24 protein-coding genes are annotated in these 25,467 nt (G+C 64.6%); 13 read left to right on the top strand and 11 right to left on the bottom strand.

Annotated features, from left to right (window positions below; all coding sequences use genetic code 11):
* Positions 1–113: 113 nt before the first annotated feature.
* Positions 114–2,327 carry a bifunctional diguanylate cyclase/phosphodiesterase gene (locus tag A6B35_RS09335; RefSeq protein WP_006206848.1) on the top strand — a complete coding sequence of 738 codons (2,214 nt, stop codon included), beginning with the start codon at positions 114–116 and terminating at the stop codon, positions 2,325–2,327.
* Between the two features lie 6 nt (positions 2,328–2,333).
* Here the strand turns inward: A6B35_RS09335 and A6B35_RS09340 are convergent, their stop codons facing one another.
* Positions 2,334–3,290: a LysR substrate-binding domain-containing protein gene (locus A6B35_RS09340; RefSeq protein ID WP_065518175.1), complete on the bottom strand. Its 957-nt coding sequence runs from the start codon at positions 3,288–3,290 to the stop codon at positions 2,334–2,336.
* Positions 3,291–3,467: 177 nt separating this feature from the next.
* Here A6B35_RS09340 and A6B35_RS09345 point away from each other — a divergent pair, with 177 nt between their 5' ends.
* The gene (locus tag A6B35_RS09345) at positions 3,468–3,758 is read left to right on the top strand and encodes a DUF1127 domain-containing protein (protein ID WP_040584347.1); all 291 of its coding nucleotides are present in this window, start codon (positions 3,468–3,470) and stop codon (positions 3,756–3,758) included.
* Between the two features lie 217 nt (positions 3,759–3,975).
* Here A6B35_RS09345 and A6B35_RS09350 read toward each other — a convergent pair whose 3' ends face one another.
* The 4 genes from A6B35_RS09350 to A6B35_RS09365 form a co-directional block, all read right to left on the bottom strand.
* The gene (locus A6B35_RS09350; protein WP_006206850.1) at positions 3,976–4,992 is read right to left on the bottom strand and encodes a DUF937 domain-containing protein; all 1,017 of its coding nucleotides are present in this window, start codon (positions 4,990–4,992) and stop codon (positions 3,976–3,978) included.
* Positions 4,993–5,085: 93 nt separating this feature from the next.
* Entirely contained in the window at positions 5,086–6,459 is a 1,374-nt protein-coding gene (locus A6B35_RS09355) for a glutamate--cysteine ligase (protein ID WP_006206851.1), read from the bottom strand.
* 106 nt (positions 6,460–6,565) lie between these two features.
* Positions 6,566–7,300, bottom strand: a complete 735-nt coding sequence (locus A6B35_RS09360) for a 16S rRNA (uracil(1498)-N(3))-methyltransferase (RefSeq protein WP_040584344.1) — start codon at positions 7,298–7,300, stop codon at positions 6,566–6,568.
* Between the two features lie 31 nt (positions 7,301–7,331).
* Positions 7,332–7,979, bottom strand: coding sequence for a hypothetical protein (locus A6B35_RS09365; RefSeq protein WP_006206853.1), 648 nt, complete (start codon positions 7,977–7,979; stop codon positions 7,332–7,334).
* 87 nt (positions 7,980–8,066) lie between these two features.
* Here A6B35_RS09365 and A6B35_RS09370 point away from each other — a divergent pair, with 87 nt between their 5' ends.
* Positions 8,067–8,765, top strand: coding sequence for a type 1 glutamine amidotransferase (locus A6B35_RS09370; protein WP_040584348.1), 699 nt, complete (start codon positions 8,067–8,069; stop codon positions 8,763–8,765).
* 291 nt (positions 8,766–9,056) lie between these two features.
* Entirely contained in the window at positions 9,057–9,188 is a 132-nt protein-coding gene (locus A6B35_RS37145; protein WP_280110155.1) for a hypothetical protein, read from the top strand.
* On the opposite strand, the gene A6B35_RS09375 is transcribed toward A6B35_RS37145, so the two are convergent.
* The 3 genes from A6B35_RS09375 to A6B35_RS09385 form a co-directional block, all read right to left on the bottom strand.
* Positions 9,185–9,958 carry a metallophosphoesterase gene (locus A6B35_RS09375; RefSeq protein ID WP_006206856.1) on the bottom strand — a complete coding sequence of 258 codons (774 nt, stop codon included), beginning with the start codon at positions 9,956–9,958 and terminating at the stop codon, positions 9,185–9,187. The genes A6B35_RS37145 and A6B35_RS09375 overlap by 4 nt on opposite strands.
* 64 nt (positions 9,959–10,022) lie before the next feature.
* Positions 10,023–11,159, bottom strand: coding sequence for an alpha-hydroxy acid oxidase (locus tag A6B35_RS09380; RefSeq protein WP_006206857.1), 1,137 nt, complete (start codon positions 11,157–11,159; stop codon positions 10,023–10,025).
* Positions 11,156–11,977 carry a FadR/GntR family transcriptional regulator gene (locus A6B35_RS09385; RefSeq protein WP_006206858.1) on the bottom strand — a complete coding sequence of 274 codons (822 nt, stop codon included), beginning with the start codon at positions 11,975–11,977 and terminating at the stop codon, positions 11,156–11,158. Before A6B35_RS09385 ends, A6B35_RS09380 begins: the two co-directional genes overlap by 4 nt.
* 206 nt (positions 11,978–12,183) lie before the next feature.
* On the opposite strand from A6B35_RS09385, the gene A6B35_RS09390 reads away from it, so the two are divergent.
* The 5 genes from A6B35_RS09390 (at position 12,184) to glcF (ending at position 18,373) form a co-directional block, all read left to right on the top strand.
* Entirely contained in the window at positions 12,184–13,506 is a 1,323-nt protein-coding gene (locus tag A6B35_RS09390) for a DUF3422 family protein (protein ID WP_065518176.1), read from the top strand.
* Positions 13,507–13,667: 161 nt separating this feature from the next.
* Positions 13,668–15,164, top strand: a complete 1,497-nt coding sequence (locus tag A6B35_RS09395) for an FAD-linked oxidase C-terminal domain-containing protein (protein WP_006204031.1) — start codon at positions 13,668–13,670, stop codon at positions 15,162–15,164.
* A 233-nt stretch (positions 15,165–15,397) separates the two neighbouring features.
* Entirely contained in the window at positions 15,398–16,654 is a 1,257-nt protein-coding gene (locus tag A6B35_RS09405; protein WP_006204029.1) for an FAD-binding protein, read from the top strand.
* Positions 16,651–17,037 (top strand): DUF4870 family protein, encoded by a 387-nt coding sequence (locus A6B35_RS09410; protein WP_006204028.1) that lies wholly within the window; start codon positions 16,651–16,653, stop codon positions 17,035–17,037. The genes A6B35_RS09405 and A6B35_RS09410 overlap by 4 nt, the downstream gene beginning before the upstream one ends.
* A gap of 10 nt (positions 17,038–17,047) precedes the next feature.
* The gene (glcF, locus tag A6B35_RS09415) at positions 17,048–18,373 is read left to right on the top strand and encodes a glycolate oxidase subunit GlcF (RefSeq protein ID WP_006204027.1); all 1,326 of its coding nucleotides are present in this window, start codon (positions 17,048–17,050) and stop codon (positions 18,371–18,373) included.
* Between the two features lie 28 nt (positions 18,374–18,401).
* On the opposite strand, the gene A6B35_RS09420 is transcribed toward glcF, so the two are convergent.
* The gene (locus tag A6B35_RS09420; RefSeq protein ID WP_006204026.1) at positions 18,402–19,322 is read right to left on the bottom strand and encodes a bifunctional 5,10-methylenetetrahydrofolate dehydrogenase/5,10-methenyltetrahydrofolate cyclohydrolase; all 921 of its coding nucleotides are present in this window, start codon (positions 19,320–19,322) and stop codon (positions 18,402–18,404) included.
* A 387-nt stretch (positions 19,323–19,709) separates the two neighbouring features.
* Complete coding sequence (locus A6B35_RS09425) at positions 19,710–20,453, bottom strand: L,D-transpeptidase (RefSeq protein ID WP_006204025.1); 744 nt, start codon at positions 20,451–20,453, stop codon at positions 19,710–19,712.
* Positions 20,454–20,662: 209 nt separating this feature from the next.
* Here A6B35_RS09425 and A6B35_RS09430 point away from each other — a divergent pair, with 209 nt between their 5' ends.
* The gene (locus A6B35_RS09430; protein ID WP_006204024.1) at positions 20,663–21,301 is read left to right on the top strand and encodes a DNA-3-methyladenine glycosylase I; all 639 of its coding nucleotides are present in this window, start codon (positions 20,663–20,665) and stop codon (positions 21,299–21,301) included.
* A gap of 7 nt (positions 21,302–21,308) precedes the next feature.
* On the opposite strand, the gene A6B35_RS09435 is transcribed toward A6B35_RS09430, so the two are convergent.
* Positions 21,309–21,563 carry a hypothetical protein gene (locus A6B35_RS09435; RefSeq protein WP_006204023.1) on the bottom strand — a complete coding sequence of 85 codons (255 nt, stop codon included), beginning with the start codon at positions 21,561–21,563 and terminating at the stop codon, positions 21,309–21,311.
* Between the two features lie 210 nt (positions 21,564–21,773).
* Here A6B35_RS09435 and hisS point away from each other — a divergent pair, with 210 nt between their 5' ends.
* From hisS to hisG, 3 genes are all read left to right on the top strand, one after another.
* Positions 21,774–23,276: a histidine--tRNA ligase gene (hisS, locus tag A6B35_RS09440; protein WP_006204022.1), complete on the top strand. Its 1,503-nt coding sequence runs from the start codon at positions 21,774–21,776 to the stop codon at positions 23,274–23,276.
* A gap of 279 nt (positions 23,277–23,555) precedes the next feature.
* Positions 23,556–24,674 (top strand): ATP phosphoribosyltransferase regulatory subunit, encoded by a 1,119-nt coding sequence (locus A6B35_RS09445; protein WP_006204021.1) that lies wholly within the window; start codon positions 23,556–23,558, stop codon positions 24,672–24,674.
* Positions 24,671–25,369, top strand: a complete 699-nt coding sequence (gene hisG, locus A6B35_RS09450) for an ATP phosphoribosyltransferase (RefSeq protein WP_006204020.1) — start codon at positions 24,671–24,673, stop codon at positions 25,367–25,369. The genes A6B35_RS09445 and hisG overlap by 4 nt, the downstream gene beginning before the upstream one ends.
* Positions 25,370–25,467 lie beyond the last annotated feature (98 nt).

Here is a 25,467-nt window from a genome sequence, read left to right on the forward strand (position 1 = left end):
GGGGAGCGGTTGTTGGCCTGCGTCAAGGCAGGGCATCAATCCTCGCTAATATAATAACGTGATCTTAAGGCCGATTTGCTTTGACTGGAGGCCACTCGAACGGCCAGGGACGCATGAGCGCACGCCCGAACAGCAGCCCATTGACGCACCAGGTCACGCTGACCGTGCTGATGCTCGCCGCCTTTGCGCTGGCGATGGTCGTCGGCTTTGGCATCTACGCCACCGCCCAGGCCGATCATGTCTCGCTCGAACGGCAGAAGATCTTCTTCGCCAACGGGTTGAAGGATCAGATCGCGGCGGTCGTGCGCGAGCAGGAAAGCGTTACCGTCTGGGACGATTCCGTCATCAACACCAGGGCCGGCAACCAGAGCTGGATAGAGGAAAATCTCAGCGTCTGGATGTATTCCTATTATGGTCACAACCGGGTCTACATACTCGACGCCGCGAACCATCCGGTCCACGCCATGCGGGAGGGCAAGGTGCTCGACCCGTCCGTCTATGGCGAGGACGAGCCCGCCATCCGGTCCACCATCGCAAAGCTGCGCGGCATGATCGCGCAGCCGCCGAAGGATGACGCATCCGGCGCGCCGGCGAAGATGGCCGCCGAGGACCTTGTGTCGCTTGCGGGCAAGCCCGCCATTCTCAGCGTCATGCCGATGGTGCCGAGCACGGACCGGCTCACCCAGGCGCCGGGCAGCGAATATCTGCACGTGTCGGTGGAGTTCATCAACGACGCGGTCATCGGCAGGATTGCCGAAAAATACCTGCTGGCCAGCGCCCATCTGTTGCCCCTGTCGCAGCCGGCCGCCTCGGCAACCATTCCTCTGGTGGATTCGCGGGGTGTCATCCTTGGTTATATCGGCTGGGACCAGGAGCGCCCCGGCCTGACGCTGGTGCGCAAGACGGCTCCCGCTTTGATCGTTGGGCTGCTGCTCGCGGCAAGCGTGCTGGCATTTCTGCTGCGCCGCTTGCGCCGCGCCTCGTCTGCGCTGCAGACCAGCCAGGATGAGGCACAGTACCTCGCCTTCCACGACACGCTTACCGGCCTGCCCAACCGGGCGTTGTTCGAGGACCGGCTGCGGCGCGCCCTGCTCACGACCGGCCATGACATGGGAAGGGTGGCGCTGCTCTATATCGATCTCGACCGGTTCAAGCACATCAACGATACGCTCGGCCATCCGGCGGGCGACGAACTCGTACGCCAGACCGCGGCCAGGCTTCAGCACACGATCCGTGAAGTCGACACCGTGGCGCGGCTGGGCGGTGACGAGTTCGCCCTTATCCTCATCGACATCCGCGATATCAGGGCTGCCGAGGACATCGCCGAGCGGCTGCAGCAGAAACTGCAGGAGCCGTTCAAGCTGATGGACGACCAGGTCTTCGTCAGCGCCAGCATCGGCATTTCGCTCTCGTCGGGTGCCGATGCCGATGCCGACGATCTGCTGCGCAAGGCCGACATCGCGCTTTACGAAGCCAAGAAGAACGGCCGCGGCCGGCATCAGGTGTTTGCCGGCGACATGGACGACCTTCTGTTGCGCAAGCGCAAGGTCGAGAGCGAGCTTCGCAAGGCACTCAATGGCGGAACCGGCATCAAGCTGGCCTACCAGCCTGTCTTCGCGACCAACGGCAAGGCCATCCTCGGCGCGGAAGCGCTGATCCGCTGGGGGCATGAGGTCCACGGCGCATTGCCGGCCGCGCAATTCATCGCCATCGCCGAAGAACGCGGCATGATCGGCCAGCTCGGCGCATGGGTGCTGCTCGAAGCCTGCCGCTTTGCCGTGCGCACCGAACTGCCATGGCTCGCCGTCAACGTGTCGCCGCTGCAATTGCGCGACGCCGGCTTTCCCGAACAGGTTGCGTCGATCCTCGCCGAAACCGGCTTGGCGCCGACGCGCCTGCAACTCGAGATCACCGAAAGCGTGCTTTTGGAGAACAGCGACACGTCGAGGGCGGCCCTTGCTGCCTTGCGGCAGTCGGGCGTCGGCATCGTGCTCGACGATTTCGGCACCGGCTATTCTTCGCTCGGCTACCTGCGCCGTCACGCCATCGACAAGCTCAAGATCGACCGCTCCTTCGTGCGGCTCCTCGACGGCGATGGGAATTCCGCGGCGATCGTCAAGGCACTGATCGATCTCGCCATCGCGCTAGACGTCGAGGTCACCGCCGAGGGCGTCGAGACCGAGGCGCAAAAGACGCTGCTGGTCGCCATGGGCTGTCGGCAACTGCAAGGCTTTCTACTCTCGCCGCCGCTGGAGCCGGCCCAGTTGCTCGCCCTTTCGGGCCTGCCCTCAGAGGAAGACGACGGGCCGGCTGCCGCACGCGCTTGAAACCACCTACCAGCCTGGCAGGATCTGGTTGGGCTTGGTCCGCTTGATCTTGGTGAAGGCAAGCGCCGCGAAATCGAAGCTTCCCGTCTCTTCGCCGAGCGGCACGGAAATGTTGTCGAGACTTTCCGAGATGTGGCGGGCAAGCGCATCGACGATTTCCGGCTGCGAGGTCTGGCCGCGCATGATGCCAATCCGACAGTCGGGCAGGGTGCCGAAGCCGTCGGCTTCGCCGAGCACGCGCATGCCCGGCCTCAGCGCGCATTCCGGCAGCACCGAAATCGCCAGGCCCGACAGCACCGCGGCGGTGATGACGGTGGCCGAGAAGCTGGTGAACAGGATGCGGTATTCGCGGGCCTGCCGGTCGAGCACATCGACGGCGGCGCGCCGCCAGATGCAATTCGGCCGGCCGAATGCCATCGGCAGGATCTCCTGCTCATGCGTCGCGTGGTTGGCCGAAGTGACCCACAAAAGCGGCTCGCGCCGCACCACTTCCGATTGGCCACGCGTGTCGTTATGCGTCACCAGCGCCAGATCGAGATTGCCGCGCTTGATATGCTCGACCAGGCCCGGCGTTGGTTCGCAGATGACGGTCAGTTCGACGCGCGGGTTGGAGCGCGTGAAGCGCGCCATGATCTCGGGCAGGAAGCGGTCGGCATAGTCGTCCGGCGTGCCGATGCGGATAGTGCCTTCGAGTCGCCGGTCGTCGAAGGCGGCCAATGTTTCGCGGTTCAGATAAAGCAGCCGCCGCGCGTAGGAGAGCAGCTTGTCGCCTTCCTCCGTCAGCTTGTTGGTGCGCCCGTCCTTCTCGAACAGCGGCTTGCCGATCCGCTCCTCCAGCCGGCGCATCTGCATGGACACCGCCGACTGGGTCCGATGCACTTCTTCCGCCGCGCGGGTGAAGCTGCCGGTGTCGGCAATCGAGATGAAGGTCTGCAACTGATCGAGATCGAGCGGCGCTTTCATCGGGTCAATCCATCATTGATGTTGATGCTAAAGATTAGAAACATTCGTTGGATTAATCAATCGGGCCGTGGCAAATTCGCATTGTCCACATGAAGGCATGTGAATCGAGACCGGAACGGCGCTGTGCTCCAGCGCCGATCGGCCGGCTTCGTCTGTTCGAATCTGAAGGAGATCGACATGACCACGTATGATTTCGCCACCGAGACCGCGCGCATCACCACGCGTCCGGCCGTTGCGACGCGTGTGATCCATGCGGTCGCCAACGCCTACCAAGCCTGGAAAAACCGCCGCGCCTTCTATCGCCTCGGCGAGATGTCGGACGCCGAGCTTGCCGATATCGGCCTGACGCGCGGCGACCTGCACGTCGCCATCGACCTGCCGTTCGGCCGCGATCCGACCGCGAAGCTGCGTTCGATCGTGAGCGACCGGGCCGATACGATCGAGGATCTCGCCCGCAAGGTGGCCTGATCGCGGTTGCTTGCTGTTTTGGTTGCCGGTGAACCTTCTTGAGGTTCGGCGCGACCAACGTTTATCGCAGGCTTCCCACTCCCTGCCGGTTCCCCGCCGGCCTGCCTGCATCCTGCCCGGTCCTTCCACGGACCGGGCTTTTCTTTAAGGAGTGCTGGTGGTCGGGTGAATGCTGGCCTGACCTGAATCTCAACGTAGCTTAGGTTGGCGGGAGACCTTACCGCCGGTCCATGCCGCGCTTGAACTGGTCGAAGATCGATTCCATGCCCTTCTGATAGTCGTCGCGCTGCTGGGCACCGGTCTCGAACATCTTGCCGAACAGATCGTCGAACGGGTTCCTCGGCCTGCCGCTCGGATTGGCCTGCGGCTGCGGTGCTTGGCGCGGTTGCGGTGCCTGTGGCGCGGGCTGGCCGCCCGGCATGCCGAAACCGCCGCCACCGCCTTGCCGCAGCATCTCCTCGAACATCTTGCCCAGCGGGTTGTCGCCGTACGGGCTCTCAGTCTGCTGCGGTTGCGATTGCCGGCCCTGCGGCTGCTGCGCGCCGCCACCGAACATGTCCTGCAGGACCTTGCCGAGCGGATTGTCGCCATAGGGGTTGGGTGTCTGCTGCGGCTGGCTTTGCGGCTGCTGCGCACCACCGCCGAACATGTCCTGCAGCACTTTGCCGAGCGGGTTGTCCATCGGGCTCTGAGATTGCGGCGCCTGGCGTTGCTGCGGCGCCTGCGCACCGCCGCCGGCCTGCCGCATCATCTGCTCGATGATCTCGCCGAGCGGATTGCCGCCGCCGCCAAAACCGCCTGCCGCTTGCATCTGGTTGGTGGTCTGCTTGAACAGTCCGCCCATCATCATCGAAGCCATCGCCGGCAGCATCTGCTGTAGCACCTGCTGGCTGAGGCCGGTCGCCTGCGCCGCCTGGCTCGCCACGGCGCGCGACAGGTCCTTGGAGCCGAACAGATGCCCCAGAATGCCGTTGCCCTCGTCAAGGCCCTGTGGCGAGAAGGCCCTCGTGGCGTCCTCGAAATATTTGGCGTGCTGGCCGCTGGCCATCGCCGTCATGAAGGCGCCGAGCCCATAGGGGTCGGCGGTGTTGCGCCGCAGCCCTTGCGAAAAGGCCGGCAGCAGCGCCTCGACCGCCGACTGCGTCTGCTGCATTGAAAGCCCGAACTGCTGGGCAAGCGCCTGCATGCCGTTGCCGTTCTGGGCTTGCGCCAATATGTCGAACAAGGAAGGCATAGGTCTCTCCTCCGGAAATCCTCTTGGGAGAAACCTAGTTTGTTTCCACCGCCGATTGAAGCGGCTTTTACGGCCGGGCCATGCCCCGCCGGCTCAATATGCGTATTCCATAAACACCGGCTCGATCGAGCCGCCCCAGCGCGTGTGGTAGGCCGAAAGCATTTCCTCGGCGCTGGTGGTGCCGCGCGCCACGACCTCGTCGAGGGTGTTGAGGAACGAGGTTTCGTCATAGCCATCGCGGTTCTTCTTGCCGCGGTTCTTCAGTCCCAAGCGCGAAATGACCAGCACGTCGCGGGCGATCTCGCGCAGCGTCGTGTTGCGGAAGGGCGCGGCAATGCCGTGCTCGGGCACCGCATTGCGCATCGCGAGGACCTCCTTGTAGGTCCAGCTCGAGGTCAATGCCTCAGCCGCGTCGAGCGCCGCCTCGTCATAGAGCAGCCCGACCCAGAAGGCCGGCAGGGCGCAGATACGCCGCCACGGTCCGCCGTCGGCGCCGCGCATTTCGAGGAAGCGTTTCAGCCGGACGTCCGGGAACAGCGTCGACAGATGGTTCGCCCAGTCGCCCATCGTCGGCAGCCCGTCGGGCACCTCGTTGCGCGCCGCGCCTGCCATGAACTGGCGGAAGGTGACGTGCGTCATGTCGTGATAGTGGCCGTCGCGGATGACGAAATACATCGGTACGTCGAGCGCCCATTCGACATAGTCGGCGAAGCCGAAGTCGGGCGAGAAACAGAATTCGAGCAGGCCCGAACGCTGGTTGTCGGTGTCGCGCCAGATGTCGCCGCGCCAGCTCTGCAATCCGTTCGGCCGGCTCTCGGTGAAGGGCGAGTTGGCGAACAGTGCCGTCGACAGCGGCTGCAGCTTGAGCGACACCTGCATCTTGCGGCGCATGTCGGCCTCGCTCTCGAAGTCGAGATTCACCTGGATGGTGCAGGTGCGGTACATCATGTCGAGGCCCTTCGAGCCGACCTTCGGCATGTAGCGCGTCATGATCTCGTAGCGCGACTTCGGCATTTTCGGCGTGTCGGGCAGCGACCATTTCGGGCTGCCACCAAGGCCGAGGAAGCGGATGCCCATGGGCTCGGCGATCTCGCGCACCTGCGCCAGATGCGCATTGCCCTCGCGGCAGGTCTGGTGGATCGACTCCAGCGGCGCGCCGGACAGTTCGAACTGGCCGCCGGGCTCCAGCGAGATCGCGCCCTGACCGGTCGGCTCGACCAGACCAATGATACGGCCGTCATCGATGATCGGATCCCAGCCGAGCTTTTCCTGCATGCCTTCGAGGATGGCACGGATACCGTGCTCGCCGCCATAAGGCACCGGCGCGTTGCCGTCGACATAGAAGGGGAATTTCTCGTGCTCGGTGCCGATGCGCCATTTGTCGCGTGGCTTGTTGCCTTCGGCCAGGTGCTCGACAAGTTCGTCGACGCCTTCGATCGGCCGGAAATCGGTTGTGTCGCGCGCCATAAAAGGCCCCTCCGGAAAGCGGCGGAACAACCGCCGGCGCTAAATGGACGAAATGTCAGCAGCCGATCAAGCGAAAAATCCTGAGCCACGCCTCAACAGGATTTGATCACCAATCCCCAATCGTCGCCTGCATCACCGCGAGTGCCGCCACCGCCGCCGTGTCGGCTCGCAGGATGCGAGGCCCGAGCGGAATGGCGGTGACGAAAGGCAGTGCCCGCAGCATCTTGCGCTCGTCATCGGAAAAGCCGCCTTCCGGCCCGACAAGCAGCCCGAGTTTCTGGTCCCGCACCGCCTGCAGCGCCGGCAGCGGATTGTTGGTCGAGGCGTCCTCGTCGCAGAAGATCAGCCGTCGCTCTCTGTCCCAGCCGCCGAGCAGGCGTTCGAATTTCTCGGCCTCCCGCACCTCCGGCACCGCCAGTATGCCGCATTGCTCGGCCGCCTCGACGACATTGGCACTCAGCCGATCGATTGAGGGCTTTGCTACCTGCGTGTGCTGGGTGATGACCGGCTGCAGGATGCCGGCGCCCATCTCCACCGCCTTCTGCACCAGGTAGTCGAGCCGTCCCTGCTTCAGCGGCGCGAAGCAGTAGACGAGATCGGGCAGCGGCGGCTGCGGCCGCTGCAGGGCGAGTACCTTGAGCCGCACCGCCTTCTTCGACTTTGCGGCGATGGCCGCCGACCACTCGCCGTCGCGGCCATTGAAGACCAGAATCTCAGCGCCTTCGCCAAGCCGCAGCACATGCATCAGGTAATGGCTTTGCTGCTGCCCGGCATCGAATTCGATGTCTGCTCCGAGATCGTCAGGCACGAACAGCCGCTGCATCTTGTAATTGGCGCGCATCGCCGAGGAATGGGCGAGGCAAGGGTTCCCGTCAAGTATCGGCGGAAGGATGCCAGGCAGGCGGATAGCCCTGTCGCAGTACCGAAATGGTGGTCGCCGGCGTGACGAGGCCAAGCGTTCGCCCGGCCATGCTGTCGAAGTCCTTGGCATCGCCATAGCCCGCGAACGACCAGCGAAGCGCCTTGCCGCCGCGCAAGGCATAGGCAGAGGCGCCATCCGCGACCATCGTCGCGTCCGGAAGGCCGATAAGGTCTTCCAACTCGATGGACGGCGGCTCGCCGCCCGAGGCCAGCCGCTCCTTGTGCAGCCGCTTGTCGACCATCGGCGCGCGCGGCTCGGCGATACCGAAAGCGTCGCCGAAACGTTCGACGAAATCCTTTGCCCGTTCGCGCTGGCAGAAGAAGCAGGGCCGATGCCCGGCGGCGAGCGCCGTCACCTCGTCGAGGAAGAACAGTTCGGTCCAGCCTGGCTTGCCACCCGGCCGGTTGCGGCCCATCGGTTCGCGCCGCGCATTGCGGAATTGGCAGACGCAGATGATCCAGGCCGGCAAGGCCCAGCGTTTCTTGAGCAGCGTCTTCGTATCGGGGTCATGGATGATGCCGCGATTGCCGGTGAACATCCCGCGTTCGGGCACGGCGTGGATGGCGCCGAACGGATCGACCCGGTTCTGCAGTGGCATAGCTTTCTCTCCGAACGCACATCTTGGCTGCGATACGGACGCCATGATATCGCTCGCTGCATCGTTTTCATGTCAGCAGGTTTTTTCATGCGGGTGTTGGTGGTTCAGAACTACGACAATACCGGCCTTGGCCAGGTCGGTGCCGCGCTCACCGAGGCGGGCGCCGAACTCGATTTGCGCCGCCCCTATCAAGGCGATGCCCTGCCGGATGATGCAGCCACGCACGACGCCATGGTTGTGCTTGGCGGCGGTCAGAATGCGCTGGCGGATGATGACTACCCCTATTTCCCCGCACTGCTCGAACTGACGCGCGATTTCGCCGCCAAGGACCGTGCGGTGCTCGGCATCTGCCTCGGCAGCCAACTGGTCGCGCGCGCCTTTGGCGGCGAGAACCAGATCGGTGGCGCCAATGAATTCGGCTGGCGCGGCGTATCACTCACGGTCGACGCCAAATCCGATCCGGTGCTTGCGGCACTCCCCGAGAAATTCCCCATCTTCCAGTGGCATGACGACACGTTTGTACTGCCCGAAAACGCCGTGCGGCTGGCCGGCAGCGCCATTGCCGAGAACCAGGCGTTCCGCATCGGCCGCGCCGTCTACGGCTTCCAGTTCCATTTCGAGGCGGACCGCCCGATGGTGCGCGACTGGAGCACGTCCTTCGCTTCGCTCATTGCCGAGCGGCATCCCGACTGGAACGACCGGCTCGACGGCGAAATGGCCCGCAACGGGCCGGATGCCGATGCCGCCGGCCTCGCGATCGCCCGCGCCTGGGTCGCGACCATCTGATCACCCGGCCCAGCCGCTGTGCTGCGTGACATATTTGGCACGCGGCGCCGGATCCATCTGGGGAAAACCCCTTTCATCCTTGGTCTGTGGCCGGCCGCCAGCCTAGAAGGCGCGCTCTGCATCTTCCATGCAACCGCGATGAACCTTTTGTGTGACCCGCGCGACACATGGCCGATACAGAATCGGCCTAGAAGCGCGAAATCGTCGAAACTTTGAGACGAATTTTTCGTTTCAACGCATTGGTAACCGCCTCGTGCACAGATGCAGCGAGCTCAACAAGAGATGACGTCCGTGAAAGCAGCACTTCTGTCCTTTGTCATGCTGTCTGCCATCGTGCTGTGCGGTCTCGGCATCTATTCGGCCGATGCAGCCAACAACCATCAGGCCGTCGACGGCTACGGCGTCACCGCCGCCCTCCGCTAAGATCCTTCGCCTTCGCCAGTCACCGTCAGGATACGCTTGTCCGCGCCGTCAATGGCGAGCGCGGTGAGTTTGCCTGAATGCCAGGCGAGCGTGTCGACATTGACGCGGTTGGCCATCACTTCGGCTTCCGGCACCGGCGTATGGCCATGCACCACGATCTTCTCGTAGAGGCCGGGATGGTCGTGGAAGATTTCGCGGATCCAGATCAGGTCCTGCGGGCTCTGCTGCTCGAGTGGAATGCCCGGCCTGATACCGGCATGGCAGAAGAAGAAATCGCCGAACGTCACTGAAAACGCCAGCGACTGCAGGAAGTCTATATGGCTCTGCGGAACGGCCTCGACCAGTGCCGCATGTCCCTGTCGCACCGACTCCGCCTTCCCGAACCAGCTGGCGTCGGCGGTCAGCGACACGCCGTAGGACTGCGCCGTCTGCACGCCGCCAAAGCGCATGAACAGCCCGTCCGGGTCGGGGGTGTCGAGAAAATCGAGGAAGCCGATGTCGTGATTGCCTGCCAGCATCAGGTGGCGCGGATCACGTTTGCGGGCTTCGATCAGGAAATCGATGACGCCCCTGGAGTCCGGACCGCGGTCGGCATAGTCGCCGAGATGGATGACGCGCCAGTCGGCGGTTGGCTTATGTTCGATCTCGCTTTCGATCCGGCGATGCATGGCGCTGAGCAGGTCGAGCCGGCCATGCACGTCGCCGATCGCGTAGAGCCGCATGCCTTGCGGTCCGCGCGCGTCGAGAAAGTGGATGCCGGGCCGGGTCAATGCTTGTTCGTCTCCACGACGGAACCGTCACAGGAGACGCTAGGGCCAAACAGTGAACAAGCCCCTAGCGCCGAAGCTGATCCTTGCCCATGTCGGTGACCAGGCGCTTGCCGCACAGCGCCAGTGTTATGTCCATCTCCTTACGGATGATTTCCAGCGCCATGGTGACCCCTTCCTTGCCCATCGCGCCGAGGCCATAGAGGAAGGGGCGGCCGATATAGGTGCCCTTGGCGCCGAGGCACAGCGCCTTCAGCACGTCCTGGCCTGAGCGGATGCCGCCATCCATATGCACCTCGATTTGGTCACCGACCGCGTCGGCGATCTCCTCCAGCATACTGATCGACGACGACGCGCCGTCGAGCTGGCGCCCGCCATGGTTGGAAACGACGATGGCGTCGGCGCCGGTCTTGGCCGCCATCAGCGCGTCCTCCTTGTCGAGGATGCCTTTCAGGATCAGCTTGCCGCCCCAGCGTTCCTTGATCCAGGCCACGTCCTTCCACGAGAGCTGCGGGTCGAATTGCTCCGTCGTCCACGATGCCAGCGAGGCGACGTCGCCGACGCCTTTAGCGTGGCCGACAATGTTGCGAAAGGTCCGGCGCTTGGTGCCGGCCATGCCCATCCACCAGCGCGGGCGCATCGCGATGTCGGCGATGTTGGCCAGCGTCATCTTGGGCGGGGCCGAAAGCCCGTTGCGGACGTCCTTGTGGCGCTGGCCGAGGATCTGCAGGTCGAGCGTCAGCACCAGCGCCGAGCATTTCGCCGCCTTTGCACGGTCGATCAGGTTCAGCACGAAATCCTTGTCGCGCAGCACATAGAGCTGGAACCAGAACGGCTTCTTCGTCACCGAGGCGACATCCTCGATCGAGCAGATGCTCATCGTCGACAGCGTGAACGGCACGCCGAACTCCTCCGCCGCCTGCGCCGCCAGCATCTCGCCATCGGCATGCTGCATACCGGTCAGGCCGGTTGGCGCCAATGCCACCGGCATCGCTACCTTCTCGCCGATCATGGTCGATTCCAGCGAGCGGTTGCTCATGTCGACCAGCACGCGCTGGCGGAACTTGATCTTCTGGAAGTCTTCCTCGTTGGCCCGGTAGGTGCTTTCGGTCCAGGCGCCGGAATCGGCATAGTCGAAAAACATCTTCGGCACGCGGCGGCGCGCGAGATCCTTGAGATCGGCGATGGTGAGAATGCTGCTCATGGTTTTTCCGCGGGTTCACTAATTCGTTGTCTTGGCGCGCCGTCGCCGGCTTCGGAACGCTGCCTGAGCCGAAGCCGCGACACGCGCTGCCAGTCGCCGCTGCGCTCGGCCTCGAGCATCGAGCGCTCGACATAGGAGATGTGGTCCATCGCCGCCTGCCGGGCGGCCGCCGGATCGCCCGCCTTGATCGCGGTGTAGATCGCCTTGTGCTGCGCAAGCAGCGCTTCGCGCGCGCCGGGCACGGTGAACACCAAGAGCCGGTTCTGGAACACGCCTTCCGACAAGAGCCGGTAGCAGGAGCGTAGCGTGTGCAGGAGGATCATGTTGTGCGCGCATTCGCAGACCGCGTGATGGAACTCGATGTCGATTTCCGCCTCGTCGTCGAAGTCGCCGGTGCGATGCGCCTCGTCCATGCGCGCCATGATGCGATCGAGCAGCGCAAGGTCGTCTGATGTGGCCCGCCGTGCCGCATATTCGGCGGCGATCGCCTCGATCTCGCGGCGGTACTCCAGATAGTCGGTCACCGCCTTGCGATGCATGGAGATCAGGTCGGTCACCGGCTTGGTGAACAGCTGGCCGATGACGTCGGCGACATGCGTGCCGCCGCCGGGCCGTGTCGTCAACAGGCCGCGCCCCTCGAGGGATTTGAGGGCGTCGCGCAGGATCGGCCGCGACACCTCGAACTGGCGCGCCAGCTCGCGCTCGCCGGGCAGCCGGTCGCCGGTGCGCAGCACGCCTTCGAGGATCAGACTCTCGATCTGCTGCACCACCTCGTCTGCGGTGCGCGAATGCTCGATCCTGGAGAAAATATCGCTCAACGGGAGGCCTGGGAAATCTTGCCGGTGCCGCGCAGATTAAAGCCAGTGTCGCCAACTGGTCAAATTATTTATCCAATTCGCCGATCTGATCGGTTCCCGGGTCGCGCCCGCATATCGGCCGTTGCTAAACTTTGCTGTTTACGTGCTAGGCCGATTGCCGCAAGAGGACACCATTGCACGAAGGGTCGAAAACAGGGGGACCAGCCGTGTCGGACGAGACGTCCAAACTCGAATTCCAGCCGCGTGCCCGGGGCAGCGTCATGGGTTTCCCGGCGCATGAGGGACGGCCGGGCGCGCTCGGCGAGGTGCATGCCCGGCCGCATCCGCTGATCGAGAAGCCGCGCGTGCTGGTGCAACTTGCCTTCATGACCGAGGGCGGCTCCGGCGTCGACATGGCCGTGCTCTCCGAACTGTCACGGCGCCTCGGCATCGCCGCGCCTGACCGTCAAGCCCGCCACCATGCCATGAAGTGGGGCAAGGGCACGCTGCGCTGGGAACGGCATACGGAATTCTCGACCTATCTGTGGGAGGGGCCGCTTTCCGACAGCGGCAGGGCCCAGGAGGACTCTCCGTTCGGCAACGCGTTTTCACCGCCGGGAACGGTCATTTCCGGAATCAGGCTCGAAATCCGCAAATGGACGCAGGCGAGCGAGAGGTTGATCGCCGGCTTCGACCCGACCAGTCTCTGCTATTCGCTGGTCGAGCGCGGCAATGCCGCCATCATCACCGACTTCCGCCAGGACGGCGACGGCCTGACCCGCATCCTAGTGCTCGATCGCGGCCTGACGCCGGCGCGGACGGGCGCGCTGTCGCAGCGGCTGATCGACATCGAGACCTACAGGACGCTGGCCATGCTCGGCCTGCCGCTGGCCTTGACGCTGTCCGGCCGCGCCCGCCGCATCGAGGACAGGCTGGCGCAGACCACGCTGGAAATGAAGGTCACCGAGACGCGCGACAGCCAGACGCTGCTCGCCGACCTGACCGAGCTTGCCGCGGAGCTCGAAGCCGATGCCGCCTCCAGCCTCTACCGCTTCGGCGCCAGCCGCGCCTATGACGGCATCGTCGTCGAGCGGCTGGAGGCGCTGGAGGAAGAGGCAGTGCCTGGCTACGACACCTGGCGCGGCTTCCTGCAGCGGCGCGTCGCGCCGGCCATGCGCACCTGCCGTTCTGTCGAGGAGCGCCAGGCTAATCTGTCGCGCAAGCTCACCCGCGCCACGACGCTGCTGCGCACCTGGGTCGACGTCGAGGTCGAGAAGCAGAACCGTGACCTGCTGGCGTCGATGAACAACCGCGCCCGCCTGCAATTGCGCCTGCAGCAGACTGTGGAAGGGTTGTCGGTCGCCGCCGTCTCCTACTATGTCGTCGGCCTCGTCTCCTATCTGGCCAAGGGCGCCTCGATCTTCGGTCACGTCTTCGCGCCCGAGATCGTCACCGCTGCCTCGGTGCCGGTTGCCGTGCTGCTTGTCTGGTGGGGCGTGCGCCGCGTGCGGCGCATGCACTCCGAGCCGGCGAAACATCCGGGCGAATAGGCCAGCCGAACCTTGGTACGGATGTGATCGGCGCGCAGCGGCAGATTGCCGCTGCGGAAGGCTGTTCCGTGGCCGGCCTTCGATTTTGACCGAAGCAGGGTTTGCAACAGTTGCCTCCAGCTGGTAAAAGATTTTTACCAGTCAAGCGATGGAGGCTGCTGATGTCCGGCCTGGCCATGCCGAAGCCAGACGATGCCACGATGCGCCGGCGCGACGAGATCGTCGCCGACATGCGCATCATCGTGCCGGGCGAGGGCGTCGTCGATGCCGAGAACTCCATGCGCGCCTTCGAGAGCGACGGCCTGACAGCCTACCGGCAACTGCCGCTGGTCGTCGTGCTGCCGGAAACGGTGGCGCAGGTCTCGCGCGTGCTGAAATACTGCAACGACCGCAACATCCGCGTCGTGCCGCGTGGGTCCGGCACCTCGCTGTCCGGCGGCGCGCTGCCGCTCGAAGACGCGGTGCTTTTGGTCATGAGCCGCTTCAACCGCATCCTCGAGATCGATTTTCCGAACCGCGCCGTCGTTGCCCAGCCGGGCGTCACCAACCTCGGCATCACCACCGCCGTCGAGCAGGAGGGCTTTTACTACGCCCCCGATCCATCCTCCCAGATCGCCTGCTCGATCGGCGGCAACGTCGCGGAGAATTCCGGCGGCGTGCATTGCCTGAAATACGGCCTCACCGCCAACAATGTGCTGGGCATCGAGATGGTGCTGATGAATGGCGAAGTGGTGCGGCTCGGCGGCAGGCATCTGGACACTGAAGGCTACGACCTGCTCGGCGTCATGACTGGTTCCGAAGGCCTGCTCGGTGTCGTCACCGAGGTCACCGTGCGCATCCTGAAGAAACCGGAGACGGCGCGCGCGCTTTTGATCGGCTTCCCGACCAGCGAGCAGGGCGGCCAGTGCGTCGCCGACATCATCGGGGCCGGCATCATCCCCGGCGGCATGGAGATGATGGACCGCCCGGCGATCCACGCGGCGGAAGATTTCGTCCATGCCGGCTATCCGCTCGATGTCGAGGCGCTGCTGATCGTCGAGCTCGACGGGCCGGGTGTCGAGGTCGACCACCTGATCGGTCTCGTCGAGGCCATCGCCTATCGGAACGGTTCGACCACCTGCCGCATCTCGCAATCGGAGCAGGAGCGGCTGAGCTTCTGGGCCGGTCGCAAGGCGGCGTTTCCCGCGGTCGGCCGCATCTCGCCCGACTATTACTGCATGGACGGCACCATCCCACGCAAGGAACTGCCGCGCGTGCTCGCCGGCATGCGCGAACTCTCCGAAAAATACGGGCTCGGCGTCGCCAACGTCTTCCACGCCGGCGACGGCAATCTGCACCCGCTGATCCTCTACGATGCCAACGTGCCGGGCGAGCTCGACAAGGCCGAAAGTTTCGGCGCCGACATCTTGCGGCTCTGCGTGAAGGTCGGCGGCGTGCTGACCGGCGAGCACGGCGTCGGCGTCGAGAAACGCGACCTGATGCCGGAAATGTTCAACCAGATCGACCTCGACCAGCAAATGCGCGTCAAATGCGCCTTCGATCCCAACCATCTGCTCAACCCCGGCAAGGTATTTCCCCAGCTGCGCCGCTGCGCCGAACTGGGGCGCATGCACGTGCATCGCGGGCAGGTGGCGTTTCCGGATATTCCGAGGTTTTGAGTGTTGGCGCTTGAACACCCCCCTCTGTCCTGCAGGACATCTCCCCCCCAAAGGGGGAGATCGGATGTCGCCTTGGCCTTCGCCAATCTCCAGCGTTGCCAGAAAGGCGAGGCGTTGAAGCCGCCAATCTCCCCCCTTGAGGGGGAGATGTCCGGCAGGACAGAGGGGGGCGCGAAGGAACGCGGCCTATCTCCTCTCCCCCGCTTTGCGGGGGCGAGGAACAAGGTGCGGCCATGACCACCTTCACCCCCGCCACCGCAGACGAAACCCTTTCCACCGTCCAATGGGCGGCGGCTGAAGACGCGCCGCTGGAAATCCTCGGCCATGGCTCCAAGCGCGGCATCGGCCGACCGCTGCAGAGCGAGCACACGCTCGACCTGTCGAAGCTCACCGGCGTCACGCTCTATGAGCCGGCCGAACTGGTGCTGTCGGCCAGAGCCGGCACGCCGCTTGCCGAGATCGAGCAACTGCTGGCGCAAAACGGTCAGCAGCTGGCCTTCGAGCCGATGGACTACGGCCCGCTGCTCGGCGCCGCGCCTGGAAAGGGCACCATCGGCGGTGTACTCGCCGCGAACCTTTCCGGCCCGCGCCGGCTGAAGGCGGGGGCGGCGCGCGATCATATCCTCGGCATCAGCGCGGTTGCCGGGCGCGGCGAGGCCTTCAAGTCCGGCGGCCGCGTGGTCAAGAATGTCACCGGCTATGACCTTTCCAAGCTGATGGCCAACAGCTGGGGCACGCTGGCTGTGCTCAGCGACGTCACCTTCAAGGTGCTGCCGGCTGCCGAGACCGAGGTGACTTTAGCCATTCGCGGCCTGCTCGACGATGCCGCGACCGCCGCCATGGCACTGGCGCTCGGCTCTAGCGCCGAAGTGTCGAGTGCCGCACATCTGCCCGAACGCGTCGCCGCGCGCGTTGCCGGAAGCACGCTTGGCAGTGATGCCGCGACGCTGCTGCGCGTCGAGGGGTTCGGCCCGTCGGTCGCCTACCGCATCGCCGCGCTGAAGCTGTTGCTCGGCAAGGCCGGCCCGCTGCAGGAGATTGCCGGCGAGGCGTCGAAGACCATCTGGCGCGATGTCCGCGATTGCGCGCCCTTCGCCGATGGCACGGAAAAGCCGGTCTGGCGCGTCTCGATGGCGCCGTCGCAGGCGCACCAGATGGTGCTGACGCTGCGCATGCAGGCGGGAGTCAGCGCCTTCTACGACTGGCAGGGCGGGCTGATCTGGCTGCGCATGGAGGCGGGGGATCCCGAGGCGAGCCTGCTGCGCGGGCTGATCCGCAAGCATGGCGGCGGACACGCGACGCTGGTGCGTGCCGCTCTCTCGCATCGCGCCGCGGTGCCGGTGTTCGAGCCGCAGGCCCCGCACCTCGCGGCCCTGTCGGCGCGCCTCAAGGCCGAATTCGACCCCAAAGCGATCCTCAACCCCGGCCGCATGGCGCCAGGCTCAGGCTCTGCTACTCTGAACCCGACAACGGAGGGAGCAGCACCATGAGCAACACCAATCAAGGCCAGAACACACCGCGCCAGACCGACCGCTGGCTGGAGCCGGGCGCGACCAACGCCCTGGTCATCTACATTCTCTATCTCGCCGGCCTCGTCATCGGCATCACCGGCCTTGTCGGCATCGTGCTGGCCTACATCAATCGTGGCAAGGCCGGCGGCTTCGTCGAGAGCCACTACACATTCCTGATCCGCACCTTCTGGATCGGCCTGCTTTACGCGCTGATCTCGATGGTGCTGATCTTTGTGGCGATCGGCTTCCTGCTGATGTTCGCGGTCGCCGTCTGGTTCATCGCCCGCTGCATTCTGGGCATTCAGGCCCTGCAGCGCGGCGAGCCGGTCAAGAACCCTGAAAGCTGGCTCCTCGGACAATAGGATCTTCTAGGTGCAGACCAATTTCTCAGCTGCCCAGCTTGCCGATCCCGATGTGGCGGAATCGGAGAAGATCCTGCGCAAATGCGTGCATTGCGGCTTCTGCACCGCCACCTGCCCGACCTATGTGACATTGGGCAACGAACTGGATTCGCCGCGCGGGCGGATCTACCTGATCAAGGACATGCTGGAGGACGGTCGTCCGGCCGACAAGCAGATCGTCACCCATATCGACCGCTGCCTGTCCTGTTTGGCCTGCATGACCACCTGCCCGTCGGGCGTCAACTACATGCATCTGGTCGATCATGCCCGGGCGCATATCCAGGAAACCTACAGGCGCCCGCTGCTTGATCGGCTGACCCGCGCCATGCTGGCCTTCGTGCTGCCCTATCCCGCGCGTTTTCGCGCTGCGCTGAAACTGGCGAAGCTGGGAAAACCCTTTGTCGGCCTGTTCGAAAAGATCCCGGCACTGAAGCCGCTGGGCGCCATGCTCAAGCTCGCTCCGGCCTCGATCCCCACCGCGTCGCCGATGGCGTCTCCGGCCATCCATGCCGGGCAGGGGACAAAAAAGGGCCGTGTCGCCATCCTTACCGGCTGCGCGCAATCGGTGCTCGACCCCGCCATCAACGACACGACGATCTCTCTACTTACGCGGCTGGGTGTCGAGGTGGTGGTGCCGGAGGGCGAGGGCTGTTGCGGCGCCCTGGTGCATCATATGGGCCGCGAGCAGGCGGCCCTTGCCTCGGCGAGACGAAATGTCGATGCCTGGACGCGCGCCATCGACCAGGGCGGGCTCGATGCCATCATCATCACTGCATCGGGCTGCGGCACCACCATCAAGGATTACGGCTTCATGCTACGCCTCGATCCGGCCTATGCGGAGAAGTCAGCACGCGTCTCGGCGCTGGCCAAGGACATCACCGAATATCTGGCAAGCCTCGACCTGCCCGAGCCCGTGCGCAAGCCTGGCACCGTCGTCGCCTATCACTCCGCATGCTCGATGCAGCACGGTCAGAAGATCACCCGTCAACCGAAGGAACTGCTGACCAAGGCCGGCTTCGTCGTGCGCGAGCCGCGCGAGGGGCATCTGTGCTGCGGCTCGGCCGGCACCTACAACATCCTGCAATCCGAGATCTCGGCAAAACTGCGCGACCGCAAGGTAAGGAATATCGAGGCGACGGGTGCGCAAATCGTCGCCACTGGCAATATCGGCTGCATCACCCAGATCGCGTCCGCCGCGAAGCTGCCGGTGGTGCACACGATAAAACTGCTCGACTGGGCCTATGGCGGACCGAAGCCGGAAGGCATTGCGGAAGAAAGGCTTGTCGCTGCCGAGTGACGGCGTACCCGGCTGCTCGATTGCGGGTCTATTCCGCCGCGAGCTTGTCCGCCACGCCGTAAGTCGCGTTGTAGAGCGCGCGCTGGCGGTTGAGCGCCACCATGGTGTTGCGCAGCAGGATCGCCACGGTGATCGGGCCGACGCCGCCCGGCACCGGCGTGATCCAGGACGCCACGTCCTTGACGCTGTCGGTGTCGACGTCGCCGACGATGCGGCTTTGGCCGTCGGGTCCGATCTCCGAATTGATGCCGATGTCGATGACGGCCGCGCCGGGCTTGACCATGTCGGCCTTGATCAGTCGCGGCTTGCCGACGGCGACGAACAGCGCATCGGCGCGCCGCGCATGCGCCGCCACCGAGCGCGTCATGTGATGGCACACCGTCACCGTCGCGCCCTCACTCATCAGCAAGAAGGCGATCGGCTTGCCGACGATCTCGGAGTGCCCGACGATGACCACTTCGAGCCCCTTGAGGTCGAGGCCGGTTTCCTTCAGCAATTCGACCGAGGCCGCCGCCGTGCAGGGCGCCAGATCGAGCTGGTTGTAGACGATGTTGCCGATCGAGGCCGGATGCATGCCTTCGACGTCCTTCAGCGGATGCACCGCCGCCTGCAGCGTCTTGATCGGGATATGCGCCGGCACCGGCCGCTGGATGATGATGCCGGTGACTCTGGGATCGGCATTCAGGCCATGGATAGCTGCTTCCAATTCACCGGCGGTGATGTCGGCGGCAAAGCGCCGTTCCTCGAAACCGATGCCGGCCAGTTCCGCCTTGGCGCGCTGGTTACGCACATAGACGTCGACCGCCGCCGTGTCGCCAACGGTGATCGAAACTAGCTTGGGCGGAAAACCTTCGGATCTGGCGATCGCGGCATCCTCGCGCACCGCGGCGATGATACGCTGGGCAACCGGTCCGCCCTTGAGATAGCGGCTGTCATCGAGGCGGGACATGGCTGGGACCTTTTGGAGCGGGGATCTTGGCTCGGCGAATTGTGCCCTGCAATAGCAGAGCACGGCCGGCAAATCAGCCCCCGAAAACGAAACGCTCTGCCCCCGGGGCGACCTTAATGCATGTCGCCCAAAAGTGCTCAGCGGTTTTGGGAAAACGACATGCATCAAAGACAAAGACTCAAAGCGCGACGCGCTTTGGTCACAAAAAGCGAAAGGGCAGCGCGGTTTCCCGCGCTGCCCTTTCGTGACTGGCCGCATCCCCACACGGCCCGTCCCCCGTTAACTCTTTGCCAGTCTAAGCACGTCTCCCAAAAGCGCGCTATGGCTTGAGGGCAACAGCCACGCCAAAAACGACTCAGCGCTGCCTAACCGGCTGATTCGCAGTCACTATATCACCACCACCGTCGTTCCGACATTCACCCGCTCGTAAAGGTCGACAACGTCCTCGTTGCGCATGCGGATGCAGCCCGACGACACCGCGCCGCCGATCGTCCATGGCTGGTTGGTGCCGTGGATGCGGTATTCCGTGGTGCCGAGATAGAGCGCGCGCGCGCCGAGCGGGTTCTCTTCGCCGCCGGCGAGATAGGTCGGCAGATAGCGGCCCTTGGCGGCCTCGCGTTTGATCATCACCGCCGGCGGGCGCCAGTCCGGCCAGACGCGCTTGTTGGTGATCTTGTGCGTGCCCGACCATTCGAAGCCGGGTTTGCCGGTGCCGACGCCATAGCGCCGCGCCTTGCCGTTCTTCTCGACCAGATAGAGGAAATTCTGTGTTGTATCGATGACGATCGTGCCCGGCTTCTGTGGCCCGTCATAGGCGACTTCCTGCGGCAGGTAGATTGGGTTGATCTGCGGCCGCTTCACCAAGCGCTTGGCCGGCGCCTGCACGGCTGCCGTCCGCACCTGGTCGGGTTGTGCCGGCTGTGCGTAGCGCATGCGCTGCGGCTGCACGACCTGCCGGTTCTGCCGCACGATGCCCGGCGCGCGGCCAAGCTGCAGCACCCAGGGCGCCGAAAGGTCGGGGCTCACCATCACCGGCGGCCGGTCGGCATAGCGGTCATCCGCATAAGAGGACGTGACGCCGGCGGCAAGAACGGCCGTGGCGCCGAGCACGGAACACAAAAGGATCTTCATCGGAACGCACCTTGATCGTCTGACACGCGGGGGAAAGTGCCCCCGGTTCCCAGGACCTTGGCGCGAAGCGGCAACCGAAACATGAATCGGAATGCGTAAAATGCCGCTTTGTCAGTAAACCTTTTGGTGTGGTTACCGGCCAGTTCAGGAATCTGGTAAAGCCGCGGTAAAATCAGCGCAAAGACGCATTAACGAATGGATTTCTTGTGATGGCAAACGAAGATACCGGCCTTCTCGCCGGGCCCGATGGCATCTCACGCTGCTTCTGGCACGGCAATCTGCCTGACTATCTGCATTACCATGATCATGAATGGGGCCGGCCGGTGGCCGACGACCGCAGGCTGTTCGAAAAGATCTGCCTCGAAGGGTTTCAGTCGGGCCTGTCCTGGCTGACCATCCTGCGCAAGCGCGAGAACTTTCGCGAGGCTTTTGCCAATTTCGAATTCGACAAGGTTGCCGCCTTTAGCGACAAGGATGTCGAGCGCCTGCTCGGCAATGCCGGCATCATCCGCCATCAGGGCAAGATCGTCTCGACCATCAACAACGCCAAGCGCGCCCGCGAAATGGCCGACGAATTCGGCTCGCTCGCCGCCTGGTTCTGGAAATTCGAGCCGGGCCCGGAAGAACGGCCCGAGATCGTCGACCTCGCCCATCTGCGCGCCAATCCGACGACGGCGGTTTCTGTCAGGATTTCAAAGGAATTGAAAAAGCGTGGCTGGAGCTTCGTCGGCCCGACCACCGTCTACGCCTTCATGCAGGCGATGGGCCTGGTCAACGACCACCTCGAAGGCTGCGTCTGCCGCAAGGAGGTCGAAGCGGAGCGAAAGAAGTTCAAGCGGCCGAAATGAGCAGCAATCACACGCCGCTGGCGCCGGTCAGGAACAGGCCGGCGACGATCGCCGCCAGCGCGGCGAAGGCCGGATAGATCACCAGCAGGCCGGTCATCAGCGCATCGCGCACCGTCGAGCCCTTGCGCTCGTCGGCACTGATCTCGAACGGACCTGCCATCTGGCTCGTCGTAACGGCTGCATTGCTGCCCGCAGGCCGCAGCCGCGCCGGCAGTTCGCGGACGCCGCTGTGTTCGATGTCGAACTTTCCTGCCGTGGTCATGGCCCGAACCCCTTGTTTCGGCGTGCTTATCGGCTCTGATTGTGTCGGCACGATGCCGCACCCATGGCGGAATTGTTTCCTTTTGGCGCAGTTTGTTTCAGCAAAGCCGCAAACCCTTGCCGCTCCGGGCTGCATCGGTTAGGACACGCGCGCCGCGGAAATAGGAAATTTCCTACCGGGCAACGCCACGAAACACCGAGTATCCATCCCATGGCCGACAAATCGGAAAAGACGAAAGCGCGGCTGCCGCGTGGCTTTGCCGACCGCAACGCCGACGATATCCGCGCCGTCGAGAAGATGATGGCGACGATCCGCTCGGTCTACGAGCTTTATGGTTTCGAGCCTGTCGACCAGCCGCTGATCGAATACACCGACGCGCTGGGCAAATTCCTGCCCGACCAGGACCGGCCGAACGAAGGCGTGTTCTCCTTCCAGGACGACGACGACCAGTGGCTGTCGCTGCGCTACGACCTGACCGCGCCGACGGCTCGTTTCGTCGCTGAAAATTATGAAAAGCTGCCGAAGCCTTATCGCAGCTATCGCTCCGGCTGGGTGTTCCGCAACGAAAAGCCCGGCCCCGGCCGTTTCCGCCAGTTCATGCAATTCGACGCCGACACGATCGGCACGCCGGGTGTCGCGGCGGATGCCGAGATGGCGATGATGATGGCCGACGTGATGGAAGCGCTGGGTATTGCGCGCGGCGACTATGTCATCCGCGTCAACAACCGCAAGGTGCTCGACGGCGTGCTGGAGGCGATTGGTCTCGGTGGTGAGGAGAATGCCGGGCGCCGGCTGACCGTGCTGCGGGCGATCGACAAGCTCGACAAGCTTGGCCCGGAAGGCGTGAAACTTTTGCTTGGGCCGGGGCGCTGGGACGGGGGCAAGGAAGGCGAAGGCGACTTCGCCAAGGGCGCCGGGCTGAATGACGTGCAAGCCGAGGCTGTTCTTCTTGCAACGGCGAAGAATGAACAGGCCCGCCAGGATTCCAACGTCAGTGCGAACGCGACTTACCAGGAAGGTGTCAGCGAACTCTCGACGATTGAAGCCTTGGTCAGGGCAGCGGGATACGGCGAAGATCGCATTGCCATGGACCGCTCTGTCGTGCGTGGCCTCGAATACTATACCGGCCCCGTCTTCGAGGCCGAACTTCTGGCCGAAATCCCCAACGAGGACGGCCAGATCGTGCGCTTCGGCTCGGTCGGCGGCGGCGGCCGCTATGATGGGCTGGTCTCGCGCTTCCGTGGCGAGCCGGTGCCGGCGACGGGTTTTTCCATCGGCGTCTCGCGGCTGATGACGGCACTGAAGAACCTCGGCAAGCTCGACATGTCGGACGTGATCGCACCAGTCGTGGTGTTGGTGATGGATAAGGACACCGAAAGCCTTGGCCGCTACCAGAAGATGGTCGCCGACCTGCGCGCCGCCGGCATCCGCTCGGAAATGTATCTCGGCGGCGCCGGCATGAAGGCGCAGCTGAAATATGCCGACCGCCGCGGCAGCCCGGTCGCCATCATCCAGGGCGGCGATGAGCGTGCCAAAGGCGAGGTGCAGATCAAGGATTTGATCGAGGGCGCCAGGATGTCGGCCGAGATTTCCGACAACGCCGAATGGCGCGCGGCACGGCCGGCGCAGGTGACGGTGGCGGAAAGTGCGTTGGTTGGCGAGGTCAGGAAAATACTCGCGGCGCAGGCCGAGGAGCGGGCACGTGGGAAGTAGAGGTCGCGTTCTGTCGCGCCCCCCTCTGTCCTGCCGGACATCTCCCCCACTTGGGGGGAGATCGGACTTCGCTTTTGTTTTCGCCAATCGCCAGCCTTTGAGAAGAAGCGCCTTCGGAGCAACTGCCGATCTCCCCCCTCGTGGGGGAGATGTCCGGCAGGACAGAGGGGGGCGCCGTAGAGCGCCGGCCTTAGCACTCCGTCGCCCACCCCTCATCCGTCTCGGCGCTGCGCGCCGATCCACCTTCTCCCACAAGGGGAGAAGGGAAGGTGGTGCCTTATGACCTCCCGCCCCGCCATCGCCGCCGACATCGCAAAGCTCTTCGCCGCCCGCGACACACACGCCGTCGAAGTCGCCGTGCTGCAGCCGGCCGATCCGTTCCTCGATATGGCAGGCGAAGACCTGCGCCGCCGCATCTTTCTCACCGAGAGCGAGACCGGCAAGACGCTGTGCCTGCGGCCGGAATTCACCATTCCCGTCTGCCTCGACCATATCGCCAGCCAGGCCGGCACGCCGCGCCGTTATTCCTATCTCGGCGAGGTGTTTCGCCAGCGCCGCGAGGGCGGCAACGAGTTCTTCCAGGCCGGCATAGAGGATTTGGGCGATCGCGACACGCCGCAAGCCGACGCCCGTTCGCTGGCCGATGCGCATGCGCTGCTGTCGCTGGCGCTGCCCGGCAAGACGCTGAACGTCACGCTCGGCGACCAGACCATTTTCGAGGCGGTGCTCGCCGCCCTCGGCCTGCCGCGCGGCTGGCGCATGCGGCTTGCCCGCGCCTTCGGTTCGGCACCGATGCTGGAGGCCGCATTGGCCGACCTCGCCAACCCGCCGCGCAACGGCCAGCTTTCCGGCTCGGTCGCGGCCCTTGTCCTCGATGGCGATCTGGACGGACTTTCCGCGCATATCGCCGGCGGTATGGAGGAAGCCGGTCTGTCGGCATCGGCCGGTCGTTCGCCGTCCGATATCGCGCGCCGCCTGATCGAGAAGGCCGAGCTGCGCAGCGTGCGGCTCTCCAACGAAGCGTTCTCGGCGCTGAAGACATTTCTGGCGATAGACGTGCCGCTTGGCAGTGCGGCCCAGGCGCTCGAGGCCTTCGCGGCAAGCGCTGGCCTGTCGCTGGGCGCGGCACTCGACAATTTCGCCGCCCGCGGCAAGGCGATCGAAGCGCATGGCCTTCCGACCGCGACAATTCACTACGACGCAGCCTTCGGCCGCCCGCTCGATTATTACACCGGCTTGGTCTTCGAGATCGCGGTGGAAAACGGCGAGCGGCCGCTGGCCGGCGGCGGCCGCTATGACCGCCTGCTGACGCTGCTCGGCGCCAGGACGCCGATCCCAGGCGTTGGTTTTTCCGTCTGGCTCGACCGCATCGAGGCGCTGCGGGAGACGGCGTCATGATCACGTTGGCGCTGCCGTCGAAGGGCCGGCTCAAGGAGCAGGCGCTGGAAGTGCTGGCCAAGGCCGGGCTTGCCGTCAGCCTGCCGGGTGACGAGCGCAAATATCGTGCCCGCATCGAAGGCATGGACAGCATCGAGGTGGCCTTCCTGTCGGCATCGGAAATTGCCGGCGAGATCGGGCAGGGCTCGGTCGACCTCGGCATCACCGGCGAGGATCTGTTGCGCGAGAATCTTGCCGACTGGGAGGCGCGTGCCGAAATCGTCGCCCGCCTCGGTTTCGGCAATGCCGATGTCGTGGTGGCGGTGCCCGACATCTGGCTCGACGTCGACACCATGGCCGATCTCGACGATGTTGCCGCCGATTTCCGCCAGCGCCATGGCAGGCGGCTGCGCATCGCCACCAAATACTGGCGGCTGACGCAGCAGTTCTTTTCGCAAAAGCACGGCATCCAGGTCTATCGCATCGTCGAAAGCCTCGGCGCCACCGAAGGCGCGCCGGCGGCCGGCTCGGCCGATGTCATCGTCGACATCACCACCACCGGCTCGACGCTGCGCGCCAACCATCTCAAGGTGCTGACAGATGGCGTCGTCCTGCGGTCTCAGGCTTGCCTTGTCGCGTCGAGGGAGAGCCGCGCGGCCGCCGATGAGGCGGTGCTGCGAGACATTGCAACGAAGATGGCTTCCGTAATCGCATAGCTACGGGGCAATCCCCTCGAGGGAAGGGATCGAGCTTCACTACCATCGACGGGATTTCCACCACCCCGCCGGGCTGATAGGTTCGGCATGTCTTGCGG

The sequence above is a fragment of the Mesorhizobium amorphae CCNWGS0123 genome (genome assembly GCF_001686985.1).
Lineage (GTDB): Bacteria > Pseudomonadota > Alphaproteobacteria > Rhizobiales > Rhizobiaceae > Mesorhizobium > Mesorhizobium amorphae.